The 20,007-nt window shown below is 68.8% G+C and carries 16 protein-coding genes; 8 read left to right on the top strand and 8 right to left on the bottom strand.

From position 1 onward, the window contains the following. Complete coding sequence (gene treY, locus ACYVKL_RS04100) at positions 1 to 2,409, top strand: malto-oligosyltrehalose synthase (protein WP_379171011.1); 2,409 nt, start codon at positions 1 to 3, stop codon at positions 2,407 to 2,409. A 217-nt stretch (positions 2,410 to 2,626) separates the two neighbouring features. Here treY and ACYVKL_RS04095 read toward each other — a convergent pair whose 3' ends face one another. Further along, a complete protein-coding gene (locus ACYVKL_RS04095) occupies positions 2,627 to 3,793 on the bottom strand; it encodes a DUF2235 domain-containing protein (RefSeq protein ID WP_379171013.1) in 1,167 nt (388 codons plus the stop codon). Positions 3,794 to 3,982: 189 nt separating this feature from the next. Between ACYVKL_RS04095 and ACYVKL_RS04090 the strand changes: the two genes are divergently transcribed. Next, a complete protein-coding gene (locus ACYVKL_RS04090; protein WP_379171015.1) occupies positions 3,983 to 4,549 on the top strand; it encodes a response regulator transcription factor in 567 nt (188 codons plus the stop codon). 69 nt (positions 4,550 to 4,618) lie between these two features. On the opposite strand, the gene ilvA is transcribed toward ACYVKL_RS04090, so the two are convergent. Further along, positions 4,619 to 5,974: a threonine ammonia-lyase IlvA gene (gene ilvA / locus ACYVKL_RS04085; protein ID WP_379171017.1), complete on the bottom strand. Its 1,356-nt coding sequence runs from the start codon at positions 5,972 to 5,974 to the stop codon at positions 4,619 to 4,621. Positions 5,975 to 6,052: 78 nt separating this feature from the next. Then, on the bottom strand, positions 6,053 to 6,490 hold the full coding sequence (locus tag ACYVKL_RS04080) for a nitroreductase family deazaflavin-dependent oxidoreductase (RefSeq protein WP_379171019.1): 438 nt from the start codon (positions 6,488 to 6,490) through the stop codon (positions 6,053 to 6,055). A gap of 111 nt (positions 6,491 to 6,601) precedes the next feature. Between ACYVKL_RS04080 and ACYVKL_RS04075 the strand changes: the two genes are divergently transcribed. Further along, the gene (locus ACYVKL_RS04075) at positions 6,602 to 6,796 is read left to right on the top strand and encodes a hypothetical protein (RefSeq protein WP_379171021.1); all 195 of its coding nucleotides are present in this window, start codon (positions 6,602 to 6,604) and stop codon (positions 6,794 to 6,796) included. A gap of 115 nt (positions 6,797 to 6,911) precedes the next feature. Here the strand turns inward: ACYVKL_RS04075 and dnaE are convergent, their stop codons facing one another. Both dnaE and ACYVKL_RS04065 read right to left on the bottom strand, forming a co-directional pair. Further along, positions 6,912 to 10,463 carry a DNA polymerase III subunit alpha gene (dnaE, locus tag ACYVKL_RS04070; protein ID WP_357202354.1) on the bottom strand — a complete coding sequence of 1,184 codons (3,552 nt, stop codon included), beginning with the start codon at positions 10,461 to 10,463 and terminating at the stop codon, positions 6,912 to 6,914. A gap of 158 nt (positions 10,464 to 10,621) precedes the next feature. After that, positions 10,622 to 11,866, bottom strand: a complete 1,245-nt coding sequence (locus ACYVKL_RS04065; RefSeq protein ID WP_379171023.1) for a serine hydrolase domain-containing protein — start codon at positions 11,864 to 11,866, stop codon at positions 10,622 to 10,624. A gap of 148 nt (positions 11,867 to 12,014) precedes the next feature. Here ACYVKL_RS04065 and ACYVKL_RS04060 point away from each other — a divergent pair, with 148 nt between their 5' ends. Together ACYVKL_RS04060 and ACYVKL_RS04055 are read left to right on the top strand one after the other, a co-directional pair. Next, complete coding sequence (locus ACYVKL_RS04060) at positions 12,015 to 13,409, top strand: alpha/beta hydrolase family protein (RefSeq protein ID WP_379171025.1); 1,395 nt, start codon at positions 12,015 to 12,017, stop codon at positions 13,407 to 13,409. A 71-nt stretch (positions 13,410 to 13,480) separates the two neighbouring features. After that, positions 13,481 to 14,092: a class I SAM-dependent methyltransferase gene (locus tag ACYVKL_RS04055; protein WP_379171026.1), complete on the top strand. Its 612-nt coding sequence runs from the start codon at positions 13,481 to 13,483 to the stop codon at positions 14,090 to 14,092. Between the two features lie 3 nt (positions 14,093 to 14,095). On the opposite strand, the gene ACYVKL_RS04050 is transcribed toward ACYVKL_RS04055, so the two are convergent. The 3 genes from ACYVKL_RS04050 to ACYVKL_RS04040 all read right to left on the bottom strand — a co-directional run bounded on the left by ACYVKL_RS04050 (position 14,096) and on the right by ACYVKL_RS04040 (position 17,001). Continuing rightward, complete coding sequence (locus ACYVKL_RS04050) at positions 14,096 to 14,470, bottom strand: VOC family protein (RefSeq protein WP_455749744.1); 375 nt, start codon at positions 14,468 to 14,470, stop codon at positions 14,096 to 14,098. A 165-nt stretch (positions 14,471 to 14,635) separates the two neighbouring features. Next, on the bottom strand, positions 14,636 to 15,322 hold the full coding sequence (locus tag ACYVKL_RS04045) for a response regulator (RefSeq protein WP_379171028.1): 687 nt from the start codon (positions 15,320 to 15,322) through the stop codon (positions 14,636 to 14,638). After that, entirely contained in the window at positions 15,304 to 17,001 is a 1,698-nt protein-coding gene (locus ACYVKL_RS04040) for an ATP-binding protein (protein WP_379171031.1), read from the bottom strand. Before ACYVKL_RS04040 ends, ACYVKL_RS04045 begins: the two co-directional genes overlap by 19 nt. Positions 17,002 to 17,161: 160 nt before the next feature. Between ACYVKL_RS04040 and ACYVKL_RS04035 the strand changes: the two genes are divergently transcribed. Genes ACYVKL_RS04035 through ACYVKL_RS04025 form a run of 3 tightly spaced genes read left to right on the top strand, consistent with a single transcriptional unit; the run spans position 17,162 to position 19,991 of the window. Further along, positions 17,162 to 18,052 (top strand): ABC transporter ATP-binding protein, encoded by an 891-nt coding sequence (locus tag ACYVKL_RS04035; protein ID WP_379171033.1) that lies wholly within the window; start codon positions 17,162 to 17,164, stop codon positions 18,050 to 18,052. Beyond that, on the top strand, positions 18,042 to 18,935 hold the full coding sequence (locus ACYVKL_RS04030; RefSeq protein ID WP_379171034.1) for an ABC transporter permease: 894 nt from the start codon (positions 18,042 to 18,044) through the stop codon (positions 18,933 to 18,935). Before ACYVKL_RS04035 ends, ACYVKL_RS04030 begins: the two co-directional genes overlap by 11 nt. Positions 18,936 to 18,938: 3 nt before the next feature. After that, positions 18,939 to 19,991, top strand: a complete 1,053-nt coding sequence (locus ACYVKL_RS04025) for an ABC transporter substrate-binding protein (RefSeq protein ID WP_379171037.1) — start codon at positions 18,939 to 18,941, stop codon at positions 19,989 to 19,991. The last annotated feature ends 16 nt before the right edge of the window (positions 19,992 to 20,007 follow it).

The following is a 20,007-nucleotide window of genomic DNA, read 5'->3' as shown; positions in this document are numbered from 1 at the left end:
ATGACCAGCTCGCCCGAACACACCACCGGACCCATCGCACGGCAGACGACCGTGCGCAGCACCTACCGCCTGCAGCTGCGGCCCGACGCGCTCACCTTCGCCGATGCCCGCGCCATCGCCGAATACCTGCAGCAGCTGGGCATTTCGCACCTGTACCTGTCGCCCGTGATGAGCGCCGCGCGCGGCTCCGCCCACGGCTACGACGTCACCGACCCGACCACGGTGTCGGCGGGGCTGGGCGGGCCGACCGGGCTCAAGGCCCTTTCCGACGAGGTGCGCAGCCGCGGTATGGGACTCATCGTGGACCTGGTGCCCAACCACGTGTCCGTCGCCGACCCGCTGCAGAACCAGTGGTGGTGGGAGGTGCTGCGGGACGGCAAGGACTCGCAGTACGCGAGCTATTTCGACATCGACTGGACACCGACCAACGGCGCGGGCGGGCGGATCGCGCTGCCGGTACTGGCCGGGGAGAACGATCCGGCCGCGCTGACCGTGGACCGGTCGGGGATCGAACCCATGCTGGCGCTGCACGATATGCGCTTCCCCATCGCCCCGGGCACCGACGGCGAGAACGCGCTGCGGATCCACGACAAACAGCACTATCGCCTGGTCAACTGGAAATCCGGGCTGTGCGGGTACCGGCGCTACTTCACCGTGGGCGGGCTGGCCGCGCTGCGGCAGGAGGACCCGGTGGTCTTCGAGGCCACCCATCGCGAACTGGCCGCCTGGTGCGAGCACGACCTCATCGACGGTGTGCGCGTGGACCATCCCGACGGGCTCGCCGAACCCGCCGAGTACCTGCGGCGACTGCGCCTGCTCATCGGGCCGCAGCGGCTGCTGCTGGTGGAGAAGGTGCTCTCCAACCGGGAACCGCTCGACGCCACCCTGCCCATCGACGGCACCACCGGCTACGACTCGCTCGCCGACATCGGCGGCGTGCTCATCGACCCCGACGGGGAGAAGCAGCTCACCGACCTGTCGCGGCAGTTCACCGGGCACGGCAGCGACCGGGCCTGGTTCACCGAGCAGGAGCACCGGATTCGCCGCGCGGTCGCCGAGACCATGCTGGTGCCCGAGGTGCGGCGACTGGTGGCCGCGGTCAAACGCGATGCCCGCGCCGACGTGTTCGACACCATGGCGCTCACCAACGCCGTCATCGAGGTGCTGTCGTTCATGCCGGTCTACCGGACCGACTACGCGCCGCTGGCCGGCATGGTCGGCGCGGTGGTCGCGGAGGTCGCGCGCCGCAATGCCGAGCTCACCGCGCCGCTGCAGGTGCTGGTGACCGCGCTCGCCGTGGGCGGGGAGGCCGCCACCCGCTTCCACCAGGTGGGCGGGGCGATGAGCGCGAAAGCGGTGGAGGACACCATGTTCTACCGCGCCGCGCGGCTGGTGTCGCTGCAGGAGATGGGGGCCGACCCGGCCCGTTTCGGCTGCTCACCCATCGAATTCCACCTCGCCAACGCCGAGCGGGCCGCGCGCTGGCCCGCCACCCTGACCGCGCTGTCCACCCACGACACCAAGCGCGGCGAGGACGTGCGCGCCCGCATCGGCATGCTCTCGCAGGTGCCCGACATCTGGGCGCGCTCGGTCACCACCTGGGAGGAGATCGCGCCCGGACCCGACGGGGCGACCACACTGTTCCTGCTGCAGAACATGTTCGGCGTGTGGCCGGCCGACGGGCGGCCCGCCGCGAGCGTGCCCGGCCTGCGCGATCGGCTGCACCGGTTCGCGGAGAAGGCGGTTCGCGAGGCGGGCACCCAATCCTCGTGGGAAGAGCCCGATCTCGAGTTCGAGACGGCGGTGCACCGCTGGATCGACACCGTCATCGACGGACCGGTCGGCTCCGAGCTCGGCGAATTCGTCGCCGACCTCGCCACCCACGCCTGGACCGACTCCCTGGCCCAGAAACTCCTGCAACTGTGCGGCCCCGGCATCCCCGACATCTACCAGGGCTGCGAGCTGTGGGAGGACTCCCTCGTCGACCCCGACAATCGCCGCCCGGTCGACTTCACCCACCGCTCCCTGCTACTGCAATCCCTCACCGGCACACCCGACCTCGACCCCACCGGCGCGGTCAAGATGTGGATCGCCGCCTACGCCCTGTGGCTGCGCCGCGAACGCCCCGACTGCTTCGTCGGCGGCACCTACATCCCGCTGTTCGCCTCCGGTGACCGCGACCACCACCTGCTCTCCTACGCCCGCGGCCGCACCGGCGAGATCCCCGAGGTCATCGTCGCCGTCACCCGCCACAGCATCCGCCTCGACGAGGCCGGCGGCTGGGGCGACACCGTCCTGGACCTCCCCCAGGGCCACTGGACCGACCGCCTCACCGGCCACACCTTCTCCGGCCGCGCCCGCCTGGAAAAGCTCTTCGCCCGCCTGCCGGTAGCCCTGCTGGTGCGCTGACGGCCGGATGGTCACATACCGATTGCGCGGCAGGGCGATTGGGTGCTGCCGTCGTCGCCCGACACCGGCCATGTCATGACGGCCGAGGTCTGCGGACCGAAGACGCCGTCACGGGTAACCACGCGCCGCGACGCCGGGACGGCAGCCGAATATCGGTGCGGCAGTGCGGTCACCGTCCGGCGGAACCGCGCGCGGCCGATGCTGTGCCCCATCGCGATCAGGCGGCGGATTCTTCCGAGCCGTCGTCCGCGCGGGGCGGCAGCGGAACCAGGTCGACCGGTTCGATGAGTTCCGGCGGCACCGGACCGTGCCGGTGCTCGCACCACCGGTGAATATTGGCCGGGCGGTAGCCTTTTCGCTCCGGGACGGTGGAGGCCAGGAAGCTGTCCTGATCCTCTGGCCGCAGCAGTTTGCGCCAGGAGTCCCAGTAGAAGTGCCGGCTGCGCCAGGTGGTCACCAGCCGCGCGAAGTTCAGGATCCGGAAGCCCGGGCTCAGCGAATCGTGCAGGTGCGGTGCGTCGAACGGGCAGCTGCCCAGCAGGTCGTCGAGGCGGTCGTGGTCGAAGGCCAGTCCCTCGGCTTCGGCCTCGGCGATCATCCAGCGCAGGGTGATGTCGGACAGGCCGCAGTCGGCGTAGCCGCCGCCGATATCGCTGTGCACCCCCTCGAACCAGACCTGCTTCACCCGGTCGGGGCGGTCGTAGAGGTCGCGCTGATCGTCCGGGATCTCCCACAGGCAGGGCGCGAACGCCCGCCGCCGCTCGTCGATGGCCAGCGCTTGGCGCGCGCAGCGCACGATCCGCGAGAGCCGGACATCGTGGAAACGGTGCAGACGTGAGGTGAGCCCCGGGACGCCCATCGCGCCGACGGTGTCGAACACGCCGAGGAAATTGATGACCGGCGTCTCGGCATGGCAGTTCTCGGCGCGGAACGCCGCCCATTCCGGCGGGTCCGGGTCGTCGGGATGCTTCTTGCGGGTCTTGTAGATCTCCAGCGCCTTCGGGTACTTGCCCCCGATGATGGCCTCGTATTTCAGGATCCCGAGCCGGCTGATCATCCCGGCCAGACTGCGCGCGGTGTACGCGCCGCGGCTGAAGCCGAAGATGAAGATCTCGTCGCCGGGTTCCCAGTTCAGGGCCAGCTGCCAGTAGGCGGCCGACAGATTGGCCTCGAGTCCCAGGCCGAACGCGCCGCCCATGAGCTTGTCGGTGGTGAAGCCGCGCGAGCCGGGTCCGGAGACGTAGTTGATGCGCTGGCCGACGGACTTCCCCTCCCGGTCCGTCCCGGTCAGCCGCACCGTCTCGGCGATCTTCACGATATTGGACACGGTCGAGCTCGACTCTGCCTTCCACGTGCCGTCGCAACACACCACGAGTCTCTTCATGAACGCCAGCCTCCCGTCCTGACCGTCCGGTTTCACGCGTAGTCGACTACCCGAATAATCGCGCCCCCGCCGCGCGGCCGTTAACCCCGGCCGTGCCCCGGCAAGTACCCCGCCGTCCACTGTTAACACGCCGCGTCCGGCCCGCGATCGCTCATGATTCGTTCACGATCGGCGTGGCACGGTGAGCCCATGTCCGCCGACGGAGTGAGCGCCCGCATCGTGTGCGTCCTGCTGTGCGAGGACGACGAGCAGCTCGGCGACCGGGTCGCCGACGGACTGCGCACCGCCGGGTTCACCGTCGACCTGACCCGCACCCTCACCGACGCCGCCCAGCAGTGCGGCGCCCTGCTGATCACCGCGCGCGACAGCCCCGCCGACCGCAGCGAAGGCTCCGCCGGCGGCGTGGACGACTTTCTGGCCAAACCCTTCTCGCTGAGCGAGCTGGCCGGGCGGGTCCGGGCGCTGTGCGCGCCGCGCCGCTCCCCAGCGTCGCCGCCGCTCACCGTCGGCGACCTGGTGGTGGACCGATTACGGCGGCGGGTGCGCCGCGCGGGGGTGCTGCTGACCATGACCACCCGCGAGTTCAGCGCGCTGGAACTGCTGGCCGCCCGCGCCGGCACCCTGGTCTCCGCCACCGAGATCGCCGTCGTCTGCGGCGATGCCGCGGTGGATCAGGTGATCGCGAAGCTGGACCGCAAGCTCGGCCCGCCGCGCATCCTGCACGCCTCGGCGGCGGGATACCTGCTGCACGCCTGAGGAAAGCCCTACCGGGGCAACCGGTCCCGTGTGATCCGAACGAGGGGTCGGATCACACGGGACACCGGACTACGTCAGATACCGGTAGGCGGGGGAATTCGGGTCCAGCCGCTGCCCCTGGATGGGCGAGGCCTCCAGCCGCTCGATCAACGGCTCCAGACAATCCGGGCTGCCCAGCTCGATACCGACCAGCGCCGCACCGGTTTCGCGGTTGTTGCGCTTGACGTATTCGAACAGGGTGATGTCGTCGTCGGGACCCAGGACCTCGTCGAGGAAGCGGCGCAAAGCACCGGGCTCCTGCGGGAAGTCCACCAGGAAATAGTGTTTCAGGCCCTGATGCACCAGCGAGCGCTCGATGACCTCACCGTAGCGGGAGACGTCGTTGTTGCCGCCCGAGAGCAGCACCACCACCGTCGAACCCGGCTCGATCTCGACCTCGCGCAGCGCCGCGGACGCGAGCGCGCCCGCCGGTTCGGCCACGATGCCCTCGTTCTGGTACAGCTCCAGCATGGCGGTGCAGATGGCGCCCTCGTCCACGTGCATCATGCGGAAAGAGCCTGCGCCCGAACCGGTTTCGGTACTGGTCAGTAAAGGCAGCGACGCGTGCGAGCGGACCTGCCCGCCGAAGCGCACCACCGCCTGATAGCCGACCGCGCCGACGCGGCGCACGGCCGCGCCGTCCACGAAGGGGTCGATCTCGGGCAGCGTCACCGGGCCGCCGGCCACCAGCGCGGCCGTCATGGACGCGGCGCCGGTGGGCTCGGCCGCCAGGATCGCGGTCCGCGGCGCGCGTTCGCGCAGATAGGTGGCGATACCGGCGAGACAGCCACCGCCGCCCACCGGAACCACCACCACATCGGGCGCGAAACCCAACTGCTCGAGGAACTCCGCGGCGATGGTGCCCTGGCCGGCCGCGGTGCGCGGATCGTCGAAGGGCGGGACCATGGTCGCCCCGGTGCGGGCCACGTCGTCGGCGGCCGCCGCGGCGGCCGCGTCGTAGGTGTCGCCGACGGCGATGAGCTCCACGAATTCGCCGCCGTGGACCCGGATGCGGTCGCGCTTCTGCTTCGGAGTGGTGCGCGGCACGTAGATGCGGCCCCGCACGCCCATGGCCTGGCACGCGAACGCCACGCCCTGGGCGTGGTTTCCGGCGCTGGCCGTCACCACGCCCGCGGCCTTCTCCACGTCGGTGAGCTGCACCATGAGGTTGTAGGCGCCGCGCAGCTTGTAGGAGCGCACGGCGGTGAGGTCCTCACGCTTGAGGTAGACCTCGGCGCCGGTGAGCGCGGATAGGCGCGGATTCCGCTGCAGCGGTGTCGGCTCGATAATGTCCGAAATTCGCTTGGCGGCCGCATCGATCTCGTCCGCCGTCAATTCGGGCAGCGGACCGGACACTTTCTCGGCGACAACAAGCGGATCAGACATCCGAACATGCTATCCGGGGGCGCGCACGCGCTTCGCGGCAGCGCCTGGTTAGCGCGCTGCCGCGTACCGTTTGTCCGATCAGTCGCGCGGGCTGAGGACGAAGACCGGGATCTGGCGGGTGGTCTTCTTCTGATATTCGGCGTAGTCGGGCCAGACCGCCACCGCCCGCTTCCACCACAGGTCCTTCTCCGCGCCGGTGACCTCGCGGGCGTCATAGTCCTTGACCCCGTCGGTGTCGCGCAGTTCCACGTGCGGGTCGGCCTTGACGTTCCAGTACCAGACCGGATGCTTGGGCGCGCCGCCCAGGGAAGCGACGACCGCGTACTCGCCGTCGTGCTCGACGCGCATGAGCGGGGTCTTGCGGAGCTTGCCGGACTTGTTGCCGCGGGTGGTCAGCAGGATGATCGGTACGCCCTGCAGGGTGGCGCCGTCGGCGCCCCCGGAGTTCTCGAACTTCTCGGCTTGCTCACGCGACCAGTCGGACGGACTCGGTTCGTACTCTCCGTGAAGTGGCATGAACGGGGTAACCGCCCGGGCGCGTGTGTTGTTCCCGACAGAAAGTTTCGGTTGCCCGAACTTTGGATCGACGTCTACCCTTACCGTATGGCAGTGGTTCACCCTACGGACATGCAGCGCGTCGATTCGCGCCCCTCCGTGGACATCGCCGGAACGGCGTGGCCGGTCTACAAGCTCGAAGCCTTGTTCGCCGGTGTCGTGGTCTGCCTCACCCTCGCCCTCATCACCGGGTCCGCGCAGGCGGCCGTGCTGGGCGCGGCCGTCGTGGCAGCCCTGCGCTGGGTCGTCGGCAGCGCGCGTCGCTGATCTCCATTCGGCAGCGGCGCGGTTTTCGGCGACCCGACTTGGCTCTGATCCGACGCTGAAATCTCGCGTGCCCCTCGCTGACGAGGGGCACGCAGTGCAAGAGGGGGCGGGTTGGTCAGCCCGCGAGGCACCCCGGGCCGAGCAGGGCCTTGAGGTCGCCCATCAAGGCCGAGGACGGGGAGACGCGCAGGTTGTCGGCCACCTTCAGCTTGGTGGTGCGGTCGCGGGAACCGACGTGCTTGATGTGGACGTCGGCGGTGCCGGGGTGGCGGGACAGGACGCGCTTGAGTTCGCCGATCTTGTCGGGGGTGCACAGGCGGGTGGGGATGACGACCTGCAGCGGCTTGTCGACGCCGATCGACGAAAGGTCCGGCACCACAAGATCGTTGGCGATCAGCGAGACGCGGTCGTCGCGGGCGTTGACGCGGGCCTTCACCAGGACGATGGCGTCCTCGGTGACGTCCATGCCGTAGACCGAGTAGGACTGCGGGAAGAACAGCACCTCGATGCCACCGGTGAGGTCCTCGAGCTGGGCCGAGGCCCAGGGCAGGCCGTTCTTGTTCACGCGGCGGGTGACATTGGCGAAGATGCCGCCGATGGTGACCTGCGAGCCGTCCTTGATGTCGCCTTCGAGGATGGCCGGGATATTGGTGTCCGACTGCGCCGTCAGCACGTGCTCGACGCCGTTGAGCGGATGCCCGGAAACGTAGAGGCCCAGCATCTCCCGCTCCAGGGCGAGCTTGTGCTTGGTCTCCCATTCCTCGTCGGGGACCTTCACATTGAAGACGTTGGCGATCGAGTCGTCGCCTTCGTCGAGGCCGCCGAAGAGGTCGAACTGGCCGATGGCCTCGGCCTTCTTGGTGGACATGCACGCGTCGATGGCGTCGGAGTGCACCAAGAGCAGGCCCTTGCGCGGATGCCCGAGCGAATCGAAAGCGCCTGCCTTGATCAGGGATTCGGTGACCTTCTTGGTGCAGGCCACGGCGTCGATCTTGTTCAGGTAGTCGGAGAAGTCGGTGAACTTCGACTTCTCCTTGCGCGCGGCGATGATCGAGGACACCACGTTCGCGCCCACGTTGCGGACCGCGCCCATGCCGAAGCGAATGTCGTTGCCCACCGAGGCGAATTCGATCTCGGACTCGTTGACGTCGGGCGGCAGCACCTGGATGCCCAGGCGGCGGCAGTCGGCCAGGTAGACGGCGGCCTTGTCCTTGTCGTCACCGACGGAGGTGAGCAGACCGGCCATGTACTCGGCGGGATAGTTGGCCTTGAGGTAGGCGGTCCAGAACGAGACCAGGCCGTATCCGGCGGCGTGCGACTTGTTGAACGCGTAACCGGCGAACGGAAGAATGGTGTCCCACAACGCCTTCACGGCGGGCTTGGAGAAACCGTTCTCCACCATGCCCTGCTCGAAGCCCTCGAACTCGGCTTCCAGGATCTCGGCCTTCTTCTTACCCATGGCGCGACGCAGAATGTCGGCTCGGCCCAGGGAGTAGCCGGCGACCTTCTGCGCGATCTGCATGATCTGCTCCTGATACACGATCAGGCCGTAGGTATCACGCAGGATGTCCTTCAGGGGCTCCTCGAGCTCCGGATGGATCGGTTTGACCTCTTGGCGCGCGTTCTTGCGGTCGGCGTAGTCGTTGTGCGCGTTCATGCCCATGGGGCCGGGGCGATACAGCGCGAGCACGGCGACGATGTCCTCGAAGCCGGTGGGGATCATGCGGCGCAACAGGTCTCGCATGGCGCCACCGTCGAGCTGGAACACGCCCAGGGTGTCACCGCGCGCGAGCAGTTCGTAGGTGGCCGGGTCCTCCAGCGGCAGCGTGTCCAGGTCGAGTTCGATGCCGCGGTTGTTCTTGATGTTGACCAGCGCGTCACCGATGACCGTCAGGTTGCGCAGACCCAGGAAGTCCATCTTCAGCAGGCCGATGGCCTCACACGACGGGTAGTCCCAGCCGGTGATGATCGCGCCGTCCTGGGCGCGCTTCCACACCGGGATCGCGTCGGTCAGCGGCTCGGAGGACATGATGACCGCGCAGGCGTGCACGCCGGCGTTGCGGATCAGGCCCTCGAGCCCGCGCGCGGTCTCGTAGATCTTGTTGACGTCGGGGTTCGTGTTGATGAGCTCACGAACCTCGGCGGCCTCCTTGTACCGCTCGTGCTCGGGATCCATGATGCCCGAGAGCGGAATGTCCTTGGCCATGATCGGCGGCGGCAGCGCCTTGGAGATCTGGTCGGCGATCGCGAAGCCGGGCTGGCCGAACTGGACGCGCGCCGAGTCCTTCAGCGCCGCTTTGGTTTTAATCGTACCGAAGGTGATCACCTGGGCGACCCGGTCGCTGCCCCACTTGTCGGTGGCGTAGCGGACCATCTCACCGCGGCGGCGATCGTCGAAGTCGATATCGATATCGGGCATGGACACGCGCTCGGGGTTGAGGAAGCGCTCGAACAGCAGACCGTGCGGAATCGGGTCGATGTTCGTGATGCCCATGGCGTAGGCGACCAGCGAGCCGGCCGCCGAGCCACGGCCCGGGCCGACATTGATGCCGACCGAGCGGGCGTAGGTGATGAGGTCACCGACGACGAGGAAGTAGGCGGGGAAGCCCATTTCGTTGATGACGCCGAGCTCGTACTTGGCGCGGGTGACGTACTCGTGCGGCGGCCCGCTCGGGAAGCGGCGGTCCAGGCCCTGCATCACCTCGTGCTCGAGCCAGGTGGCCTGGGTGTAGCCCTCGGGCACCGGGAAGATCGGCATGCGGTCGCGGTGGGCCCACACGTCGTCGTAGGACTGGACGCGCTCGCCGATGAGGACCGTGTTGTCGCAGGCGCCGGGGACTTCGGCGTCCCAGATGGCGCGCATCTCCTCGGCGGACTTGAGGTAGTAGCCGGAGCCGTCGAACTTGAAGCGGGTCGGGTCCGAGAGCGTCTTGCCGGTCTGAATGCACAGCAGCGCTTCGTGATTGCCCGAGTCGTGCTCGTGCACGTAGTGGCAGTCGTTGGTGGCCAGCGGCGGAATGCCCAGCTGCTTCCCGACGTTCAGCAGGCCCTCGCGCACCCGGCGCTCGATGGACAGGCCGTGGTCCATGATCTCGAGGAAGAAGTTCTCCGGGCCGAAGATCTCCTGCCACTTGGCCGCGGCCTCCAGGGCCTCGCGCTCGTGGCCCAGGCGCAGCCGGGTCTGCACCTCGCCCGAGGGGCAGCCGGTGGTGGCGATGATGCCTTCGGCGTGCTCGGCGATGATGTCGGCGTCCATGCGCGCCCACTTGCCCAGCTGGCCTTCGATGGAGGCCAGGCTGGACAGCTTGAACAGGTTGCGCAGACCGGTCGCGTTCTCGGCGACCATGGTCATGTGGGTGTAGGAACCCGAACCCGAGACGTCGTCGCTCTTCTGCGACGGGTCGCCCCACAGCACGCGCTTGGTGTTGAACCGGGACTCCGGCGCGATGTAGGCCTCGATGCCGATGATCGGCTTGATGCCCTGTTTCTTGGCGGAGTTGTAGAACTCCGAGGCGCCGTACATGTTGCCGTGGTCGGACATGCCGACGGCGGTCATGCCCAGTCGCGTCGCCTCTTTGAACAAGGGCGTGATCTTCGCCGCGCCATCGAGCATCGAGTACTCGGTGTGGTTGTGGAGATGGACGAATGATCCCGACGAGGCTGACACCCGGACATACTAAGCGGCCCCACCGACGAGTTCCGAAGCCACGCGGAGGAGCCGCACCTGATCGGCGTGGCGGGCCCTGCGTGTCGTGTTGGAGGTCACCCGGAGGCCCGCGCGGCCATGATCGCGAGCCCGCCCGGCGCATGCCGCGCGGGTTCGGTTCAGGCCGCGGCGGGTTCGGCGAGGGTAGTGGTGCGACGCGCCGCGTGAGCGCCCCGCACCACCAGCGGCAGCACCCATGCCGACGCGATCTGGTCCAGGCTCATCGCCCCGATGCCCAGGCGATTGTGGACGAATCCGACCGAGAGTCCCAGGCGGGGTTCGGCCCAGCCGAAGGACCCGCCCAGCCCGATGTGCCCGAACCCCGCATGCGCGCCCGGCACCGGCAGCGAGTGATAACCCATATGCCACATCATCGGGATGTAGAACAGCGCGCGGTCCAGGCGATAGGTCTCGACGCGCCGCACGGCGGTGATGGTCTCCGGCGACAGGAACCGGCGGCCCTGATGCATGCCGTCATTGGCGAGCGCGCCGTACACGGTGGCCAGTCCGGTGGCGGTGCACACGCCGTTGCCCGCGCCCAGTTCGGTCTGCAGGATGGGCGGATCGTCGCCTTCGAGCAGCTGATCCAGGCCGGGCAGGAACAGCGCGCGCGCCGCGGCGCCGACCGCGCCCGGCAACGCATAGGCGCGGCCCAGCGCGAGCGAGACATAGTTGACGCCCACCGCCGACAGCTTGTTGCCGGCCAGGACCGCGGCGCTGGTCGGCGACCCGGCCGGGGGCCGGCCCAGATGGATGCCCTCCGCGCCGAGCGGTTCGGCGACCTCGGTGCGGAACAGTTCGGCCATGCCGCGCCCGGTGACCGCGCGCGCCAGGCCCGACAGCAGCCAGCCGTAGGTGAGCGCGTGATAGGTCGGGACGCCCAGCAGGTGATCGGGTTCCGCGGCGGCCAGGTGGTCTTCCATCATGCGGTGGTCGAGCACGTCGTCGAGGCCGCGGGCGATGGCGGGCAGCCCGTAGAGTCCGGCGCGGTGGGACAGCACCTGCCGCACCGTGATTCGGCCCTTGCCGTTGGCCCCGAATTCCGGCCAGTAGTGGGCGACCGGGGCGTCGTAGTCGATCAGCCCGCGATCGGCGAGCCGGTGGATGACGGTGGCCGCGACGCCCTTGGTGGCGGAGAAGACGATGGCGCCGGTGTCGGCGTCCCAGGCGCGGTTCGGCTGCGCCTCCCCCGTCCAGATCTCGACCAGGGGTTCGCCGCGTAGGTGCACCGTGAGCGCCCCGCCGGCGCCCGGGTGACCGCCGACCATCCGCGCGAATGTGCGGACCAGCGGGCCGAATTCGGCGGCCGCGTAGCCGCCCACCGTGGCGGGCAGGTCGACCAGCCCCGTAGCGTCATTGCTCACGAATTCCACGGTACGAGTGACCGGCCGCGCGAGGCAATGTCGACACCCACAGAGTTATTGCCGTTGGCCCAGTGGTTATTCCAGGTGGCCGGGCGGTGACGGTCGCGTTATCAGCGTGAGGTTTACCGAGATCGGTAGGCTGATCGGCATGCGAAGGCCGTGGTCGATGGTGGCGGTGGTGCTGGTCGTGATCGCCGCGCTGGTCGCCGGATGTTCGTCGTCGAAGCAGCAGTCCGCGCCCGCGGTCACCCTGACCGGGAACTGGCGCGGGGACATCGAGGTACCGAACCATCCGCTGACGGTCGGAGTCACCTTCACCGCGGACGGCAAGGCGACCATCGACATTCCGGCGCAGGGCGTCGTGGACGGGCAGCTGGCTGACGTGAAGACGTCGCCCGACGCCGTGACCTGGACGATCACCAAGATTCCGGGCAAGCCGTCGTTCCAGGGCGTCTACGACAAGGCATCCGACAGCATCAAGGGACAGTTCACCCAGTCCGGGCAGACGTTCCCGCTGACCCTGACCCGCGGCAAGGTCGAGGGCCCGCCGCGACCGCAGGAGCCGAAGCCGCCCTACCCCTACAAGTCCGAGGACATCAGCTACCGCAGCGGCGACATCACCATCGCCGGGACGCTGACCGAGCCGCAGACCGGCGGGCCGTTCCCCACGGTGGTGCTGATCAACGGCAGCGGCGCCAACGACCGCAATGAGGGACTGCTCGGCCACAAGCCGTTCCTGCTGCTCGCCGACACCCTCACCCGGGCGGGTTACGCGGTGCTGCGCACCGACAAGCGCGGCGTCGGCGGGACCGGCGGGCATCTGGACAGTGCGAGCTACCGGGATCTGACTGACGACATCGCCGCCGGAATGGCCTTCCTGCACGGGCGTTCGGACATCGACGCCAAGCGGATCGGGCTGCTCGGTCACAGCGAGGGCGGGTATCTCGCGCCCCTGTACACGCAGCGGCCCGACAGCGGGGTCGCCTTCGTGATCATGATGGCGGGGCCGTCGGTGCCCGGCTCGGATGTGCTGCTGGAACAGAATCGGCTGATCCTGACCGCGCAGGGGGCAACGCCCGAGCAGGTCGACAAGCAGGTCGGATTCACCTCCGCGCTGTCGGGGCTGCTGTGCAAGGGCGATCCGGCGGCCGCGAAGAACTACGTGCGGCAGCACAACGACACCCTCCCGGCGGACGAGCGGCTCTCCGAGGAGGCGATGGACCAGCTGGTCACGCCGTACATGGCGGCCCTGGTCTGCTACGACCCGGCCCCGGCGCTGTCGGCCCTGCGGGTTCCGGTGCTGGCGTTCTACGGCAGCAAGGATCTCCAGGTGCCCGCGGCCCAGAACGAGGGCCCGGCGCGAACGCTGCTGGCCGCCGACCCGGACGCCACCGTCACCGTGTTCGACGGGCTCAATCACCTGATGCAGCCCGCCGACAAGGGCTCGCCCGACGAATACGCCGCGATCCAGACCACCATCGACCCGCAGGTGCTGACCGCCGTGACGGGGTGGCTGACCCAGCGGGTCCCCGCCGGGCACTGAACCGATCGACCGGTACGCCCGTATCGACCGAAAAGATGGCGCACGTGCGCACCGATTGCGAGAGTGGTGTCGTGGGAATCTACGAAGATCGCGTCCTGCCCCGGCTGGTCGACCTGTGCTGCGGCTCGAAAGCCATGAACGGCGAACGCAAACGGGTCTGCGCCGGGCTGCACGGCCGCGTCGTCGAGATCGGCTTCGGATCCGGCCGCAATGTGCCGTTCTACCCCGAGCAGGTGAAGTCGGTGAGCGCCGTCGAACCCGCCGACCTGGGCTGGCGCATGGCCGCCGGACGGCTGGCCACCGCGACGGTTCCGGTGGAACGCGCCGGCCTGGACGGACAGGCCCTGCCGTTCGAGGACGACAGCTTCGATTCCGCGCTGTCGACCTGGACGCTGTGCACCATTCCCGATGTCGGGGCCGCGCTCGCCGAGGTGCGCCGGGTATTGGTGCCCGGCGGCACTTTTCATTTCGTCGAGCACGGCCTCGCACCGGATCCCGGTGTGCGGAAATGGCAGCACCGGCTCAATCCGATCCAGAAAACCGTGGCCGGTGGCTGCCATCTCAACCGCGATATCCCGGGATTGATCGAGGCCGCGGGATTCGAGATCCGCGACATCGACCGCTATTACCAGCAGGGCCCGAAACCCTACGTGGCGTTCTCCCTCGGCGTCGCGGTCGCGTAGAAACTACTGCGGCCAACCGCCGTACGGGACGGTGATCAACTCCATGTAGTGGCCGACGGGATCGAGGAAATAGATCCCCCGGCCCCCGTCATTGTGGTTGATCTCGTTGACGCCCTGCTGACGCGGATCGGCCCAGTACGTCAGGCCGTACCGCTTGATCTTGTCGTAGGCGGCGTCGAATTCTTCCTCGGAAACCAGGAAGGCGTAATGCTGCGGCTGTGGCTCACCCTCGAAACCCGGCGGCAGACCGGCGAAGTCGAAGGTCACGCCATTCCCGACGGTAATCGGAATGAACGGACCATACGGCTTGCCCACCTCCACCCCGAGGATGTCCGCCCAGAACTCGGCGGAGACTCGATTGTCCGTGCACGCGACAATGGTGTGGTTGAACTGGATAGTGATAGGAATTCTCCTGCGTTCGTGACGATCCCGACCCTGGACCGGTACAAGTCGGCCGACAGGAGCACCGCCACGCTTTCGACGTTAACGATTCGCCCGAGAATTCTTCAAGACCGATGTGCCGACCGTCACATACCCTTGTGATCACCCGCGCCGGGGCGCCGAGTACTCCTGCTCCGGGCGGCCGGTACTGCCGTAGCGCAATTGCATTCGCAGATCTCCCATGCCGACCAGGCTCGCCAGATAGCGCTGGGCGGTGGCTCGCGAGATGCCGATGGCGGCCGCCACCTGGGCGGCCGACAGCGCGGAGTCGGCGCTCCGAACCGCTTGCAGCACCAGATCTTTGGTGGGCGATGCGGCAGCCGCGACACCGGTCGCCGACACGCTCGCCGCAGCGGCCGCCGGGCGCAGCGCCGCGAGCGCGGCGTCCACATCGGCGGCGGTCACCTCCGGCCCCGCCAGCAGCCGCCGGTATCGCGCGTACCCCGCCAGCCGAGCGGCCAGCACCGCGTGATCGAACGGCTTCACCAGATAGCCCAGCGCCCCGGCCGACAACGCGGCCCGCACCGTCTCCGATTCCGTTGCCGCGGTGAGCATCATGGCGTCGCAGGCGATCTCGCGCACCAGGTCCACCCCGGACCCGTCGGGCAGATAGACGTCCACCAGCGCCAGCTCGAACGAGCCCTCGGCCAGGGCCGCCCGCGCGGCGGCGATCGAATTCACGGTCGCCCCCACCACGAATCCCGGTAGCGCCGACACGATTCCGGCATGCAGATTGGCGACCCGGAAGTCGTCGTCGACCACCAGCACGCTCAGCTCTCCTCGGTCCACGCCGCCTCCTGTTCGGTCAGCACACCCGGCATCCGGGCGATGAACTCCGCTCCCGGTAGGGCCGAATCCTCCCGCACCCCACCGGGATCGCCGAGCAGCACCTCGCCGCCCCGCGCCCGGGCCACCTGCCGCGCCAGCGCCAGCCCCAGGCCGCGCCCGCCCGGCCCGCCACCGGACTTGGTCGAGACCCCTTCGGCGAAAATCGAATCCGCCACGGCGGGATCGACGCCCGCACCGCTGTCGGCGACCGCGATGTGCAGTGTCGCGTCCTCCTGCACCAGCTCGACCTCGACGAGCGGTACGGCCCCGCCGGCTGCGGCGGCATCGATCGCGTTGTCGAGCAGATTGCCGAGGACCGTCGTGACATCCACGGGGGCGGCGAGATTCGCGTCGATCCAGGTATTGGGGCCGAGACGCAGGTGGACGCCGCGCTCGCGAGCGTGGGCGGCCTTGGCGGCGAGGAAGGCCTGCAGGTACGGGTCGCGGATGGCGTCCACGCCGGGCAGGGTCGCGCCGAGCGGGCCGGAGCCGAGCAGTTCGCCGAGGTAGCGGGTGGCCTCGTCGGGGCGGCCGGTGTGGAGCAGGCCGCTCAGCAGGTGCAGGCGGTTGGCGAATTCGTGGCGCTGGGCGCGCAGGACGGTGCTCATGGTGGAGACGGCGTCAAGCTGGCGGGTCAGCGATTCCACGTCGGTGCGGTCGCGGACGGACAGGACCGCGCCGAGGGAGCGGGCGTCGCGGGTGACGGTGCGGGCGGTGACGACGACGATGCGGTCACCGACGGCCGCCTGGACCGGGTGGCCGTCGGCAGCCCGGAAGGCTTCCAGCACACGGGGAGTCAGGCCGATGGCGTCCACGGCCGACCCCGGATCGGGGTCGATGCCGAGCAGGCGGCGCGCCTTCTCGTTGACGACGGTCGTCCGCCAGGCGGCATCGACGGCGACCACGCCCTCGCCGATGCCGTGCAGCACCGCATCCTGCTCGCGGACCAGCTCGGCGAGTTCGGATGGTTCGAGGCCGAGCGTGAGACCGTGCCAGCGACGGGCCAGCAACACCGATCCGGCAATGCCCGCGAGCAGCGCGCCGCCGACCAGCAGCCCGGCCCGGCGCAGATCCCCCAGCAGCTGATCGTGCACGGCCGCGGTCGAAATGCCGACGCTCACCTCACCCACGACCCGGCCGCCGGCCGCCGCGTCCGGTTGCAGCACGGGCACTTTCGCGCGCACGGACTCCCCCAGCGTGCCGTGTTCCTGGATCACGACCTCCCCTCCGGCCAGGGCGCGGGAGGGGTCGGTGCTGACCATTTCGCCGAGGCGGGCGGGGTCGGGGTGAGCCAGGCGGATGCCTGCGTCGTCGGTGATCACCACGAACAGGGCACCCGTGCGCAGCCGGGCATTGTCGGCGATCTGCTCGAGTTCGCCGTCGGCGAGTTCCTGCCGCAGCGCGGGACCGGCGGGCAGCGAGCTGTCGGCGTAGCGGGCGACCGCGGCGCGGACCTGCGGGTCGGAGGCGACGGTGCGGGCGATGGCGAGGGCGCGCTGACCGTACTCGCCGGACAGGCGATCACCGCTGACGTAGGCGAAGACGCCGAAGGCCAGGCCGAGGGTCAGGCCCACCACCGCGATCTGCAACAGCAGGATCTGAGTCCGGAGCCGGACGGAGCGGGGGCCGCGCGAGAACACGCCGCCAGTGTAGACAACCTCCCGCAAACCGCATGAGCGGAATGCGCAAAACGGTCGAATCGCCGCTTGTGTGACTTGCGCGCACAACCGGGCCCGGTGTGACCCGGCCCACGTAGCTTCACTCCGACGCCGCAGCGGCGGCACTGGAAACGGAGCGGTAATGAGCACAACGACCACTGAACGTGGTGGCGGTGAGCCGGGCGGCACGGCCCCGCGGATCGACACGGCACCCCTGATCGAATTGCGCGGCGCGACCAAACGGTTCCCCGGCAACAACGGCGGCATCCACACCGCGGTGCGCGACCTGAACTTCACCGTCGCCGCGGGCGAGTTCGTCGCTGTCGTCGGCCCCACCGGCTGCGGCAAATCCACCACGCTGTCGCTGGTCTCCGGCCTGGAACCGGCGTCGGCCGGCCGAACCCTGGTGCGCGGCAAGGACGTCCGCGGCATCCCCGACGGCGTCGGCTACATGTTCCAGCAGGACGCGGTGCTGCCGTGGAAGTCGGTCCTCGAGAATGTGGCGCTGGGCCCCAAGTTCCGCGGCGTCGGCAAGGCCGAGGCGCGTGAACGGGCGGCCCGCTGGGTGCGCACGGTCGGGCTCGGCGGGTTCGAGAACTACTACCCGCATCAGCTGTCGGGCGGTATGCGCAAACGCGTGGCCCTGGCCCAGACGCTGGTCAACGATCCCGAGATCATTCTCATGGACGAGCCGTTCAGCGCGCTCGACGTGCAGACCCGCCAGCTCATGCAGGACGAACTGCTGCGCGTGTGGTCGGGCACGGATTCGAGCAGCCCCGAGAAGGGCCGGGCCGCAGTCATCTTCGTGACCCACGATCTGGAGGAGGCCATCGCCCTCGCCGATCGGGTGGTCGTCATGACCGCGAGCCCCGCGACGGTGTGCGGTGACTTCCTGGTCACCCTGGACCGGCCCCGCGATGTCGAGGAGGTGCGGCTCACCGAGGAGTTCCGCGACCTCTACAAGGAGATCTGGGAAACGCTGCGCGATCAGGTCGAGGCGGCCCGCACGAAGGGAGCGGCCAGTGTCGCTTGATGTCACAGCGATCGAGAAGACCGCCACCGCCGCACCGGAATTCGAGGTGGAGACCGAGGAGCAGATCCTCGCCCGGGTCCGCACCCAGGCCCGCCGGACCAAGATCCGCACCTGGAGCCTGCGCGCCCTGATCGTGGCCGTGTGGCTGGGTTCCTGGCAGCTCACCGCCACCTACTGGATCGACCCGTTCTTCTACTCCAAGCCATCGCTGATCTGGGACCGCCTGGTCGAATGGTTCACCGAGGGAACGCAGTTCGGTTCCATCTGGCTGCAGCTGTACACCACCGTGCAGGAGGCGGTGCTGGGCTTCGCCATCGGCACCGTCGCGGGCATCGTGCTCGGTGTGCTGCTGGGCCGTTCCCGCTACTGGGCCGATGTGCTGGCCCCGTTCATCAAGGCGCTCAACGCGGTGCCGCGCATCGTGCTGGCCTCGCTGTTCATCATCTGGTTCGGACTGGGATTGCAGTCCAAGGTCGCCACCGTCGTGGTGCTGGTGTTCTTCGCGGTGTTCTTCAACGCGTTCACCGGCGCCCGTGAGGTGGACGGCAATGTGATCGACAATGCCCGGATCCTGGGCGCGAGCCGCCGCCAGGTGCTCGGCTCGATCGTGCTGCCCAGTGCCACCACCTGGATCCTGTCGTCGCTGCACACCGCGTTCGGTTTCGCCCTGATCGGCGCGGTGGTCGGTGAGTACGCCGGCGCCAGTAAGGGTCTGGGCCTGCTGATCAGCAATGCGCAGGGCACCTTCGACGCGGCGGGCATCTACGCGGGCATGATCATCATCACGGTGGTGGCGCTGGTCGCCGAGTGGCTGATCGGGCTGGCGGAGAACCGGCTGCTGAAATGGCGTCCGTCGCAGTCCGGCTCGGGACACAGGATCTGAGCCGTGAAGTACCGCAAGCATATTGCCGTGATCCTGCTGGCCGTCGCCTCGCTGCTGCTGGCGACCGGCTGCCGCGACTCCCGCACCATCCCGACCGCGAACGGGCGGCCGCAGATCACCATCATGGTGGGCGGCCTGGAGAAGGTCATCTACCTGCCGGCCATGCTGACCGAGCGACTGGGCTTCTTCAAGGACAACGACCTCGACGTGCACCTGCTGGGTGAGCAGTCCGGCGCGAACGCCGAGACCGCGCTGCTCACCGGCGATGTCCAGGCGGTGGTCGGCTTCTACGACCACACCATCGATCTGCAGGCCAAGGACCAATGCCTGAAGACGGTCGTGCAGTTCGCCGACGTGCCGGGCGAGGTCGAGCTGGTGTCCAAGCAGGACGCGGAGTCGCTCGAGTCCCCCAAGGACTTCCGGGGCAAGAACCTGGGCGTGACGTCGCTGGGTTCGTCCACCGACTTCCTCACCCAGGCCCTGGCCGGGCAGGCGGGATTGACCACCTCCGACTACACCCGGGTGAAAGTCGGTGCGGGCCAGACCTTCATCGCCGGCATGAACCACAACGGCATCGACGCGGGCATGACCACCGATCCGACCGTCGCCAAGATGGTCACCTCGGGTGACGCCCAGGTGCTGGTGGACATGCGCAACGAGCAGGGCACCCGCGCGGCGCTCGGCGGACTGTATCCGGCCGCCTCGCTCTATATGCGCTGCGAGACCGTCGAGGCGCACCCGGACATCGTGCAGAAGCTGGCGAACTCCTTCGTCGAGACCCTGCGCTGGCTCGAGACGCACTCCCCCGAGGAGATCGCCGCCAAGATGCCCGCCCAGTACGCGGGCGGTGACCCGAAGCTCTACGTCAAGTCCATCACCGACTCGATCACCATGTTCAACGGCGACGGGCTGATGAAACGCGAAGGCGCGGAGAACGTGCTGCGCATCCTGGGCCAGTACTCCCGCAATGTGGCCCCGGTCCGCGACCGCATCGACCTGAACGCCACCTACACCAACGAGTTCGTCACCAAGGCCCAGGGCGCACGTCAACCCTGACCCGGCAGCCCGGAAC

The sequence above is a fragment of the Nocardia tengchongensis genome, assembly GCF_054781395.1.
This window is presented reverse-complemented; position numbering and strand designations above follow the sequence as displayed.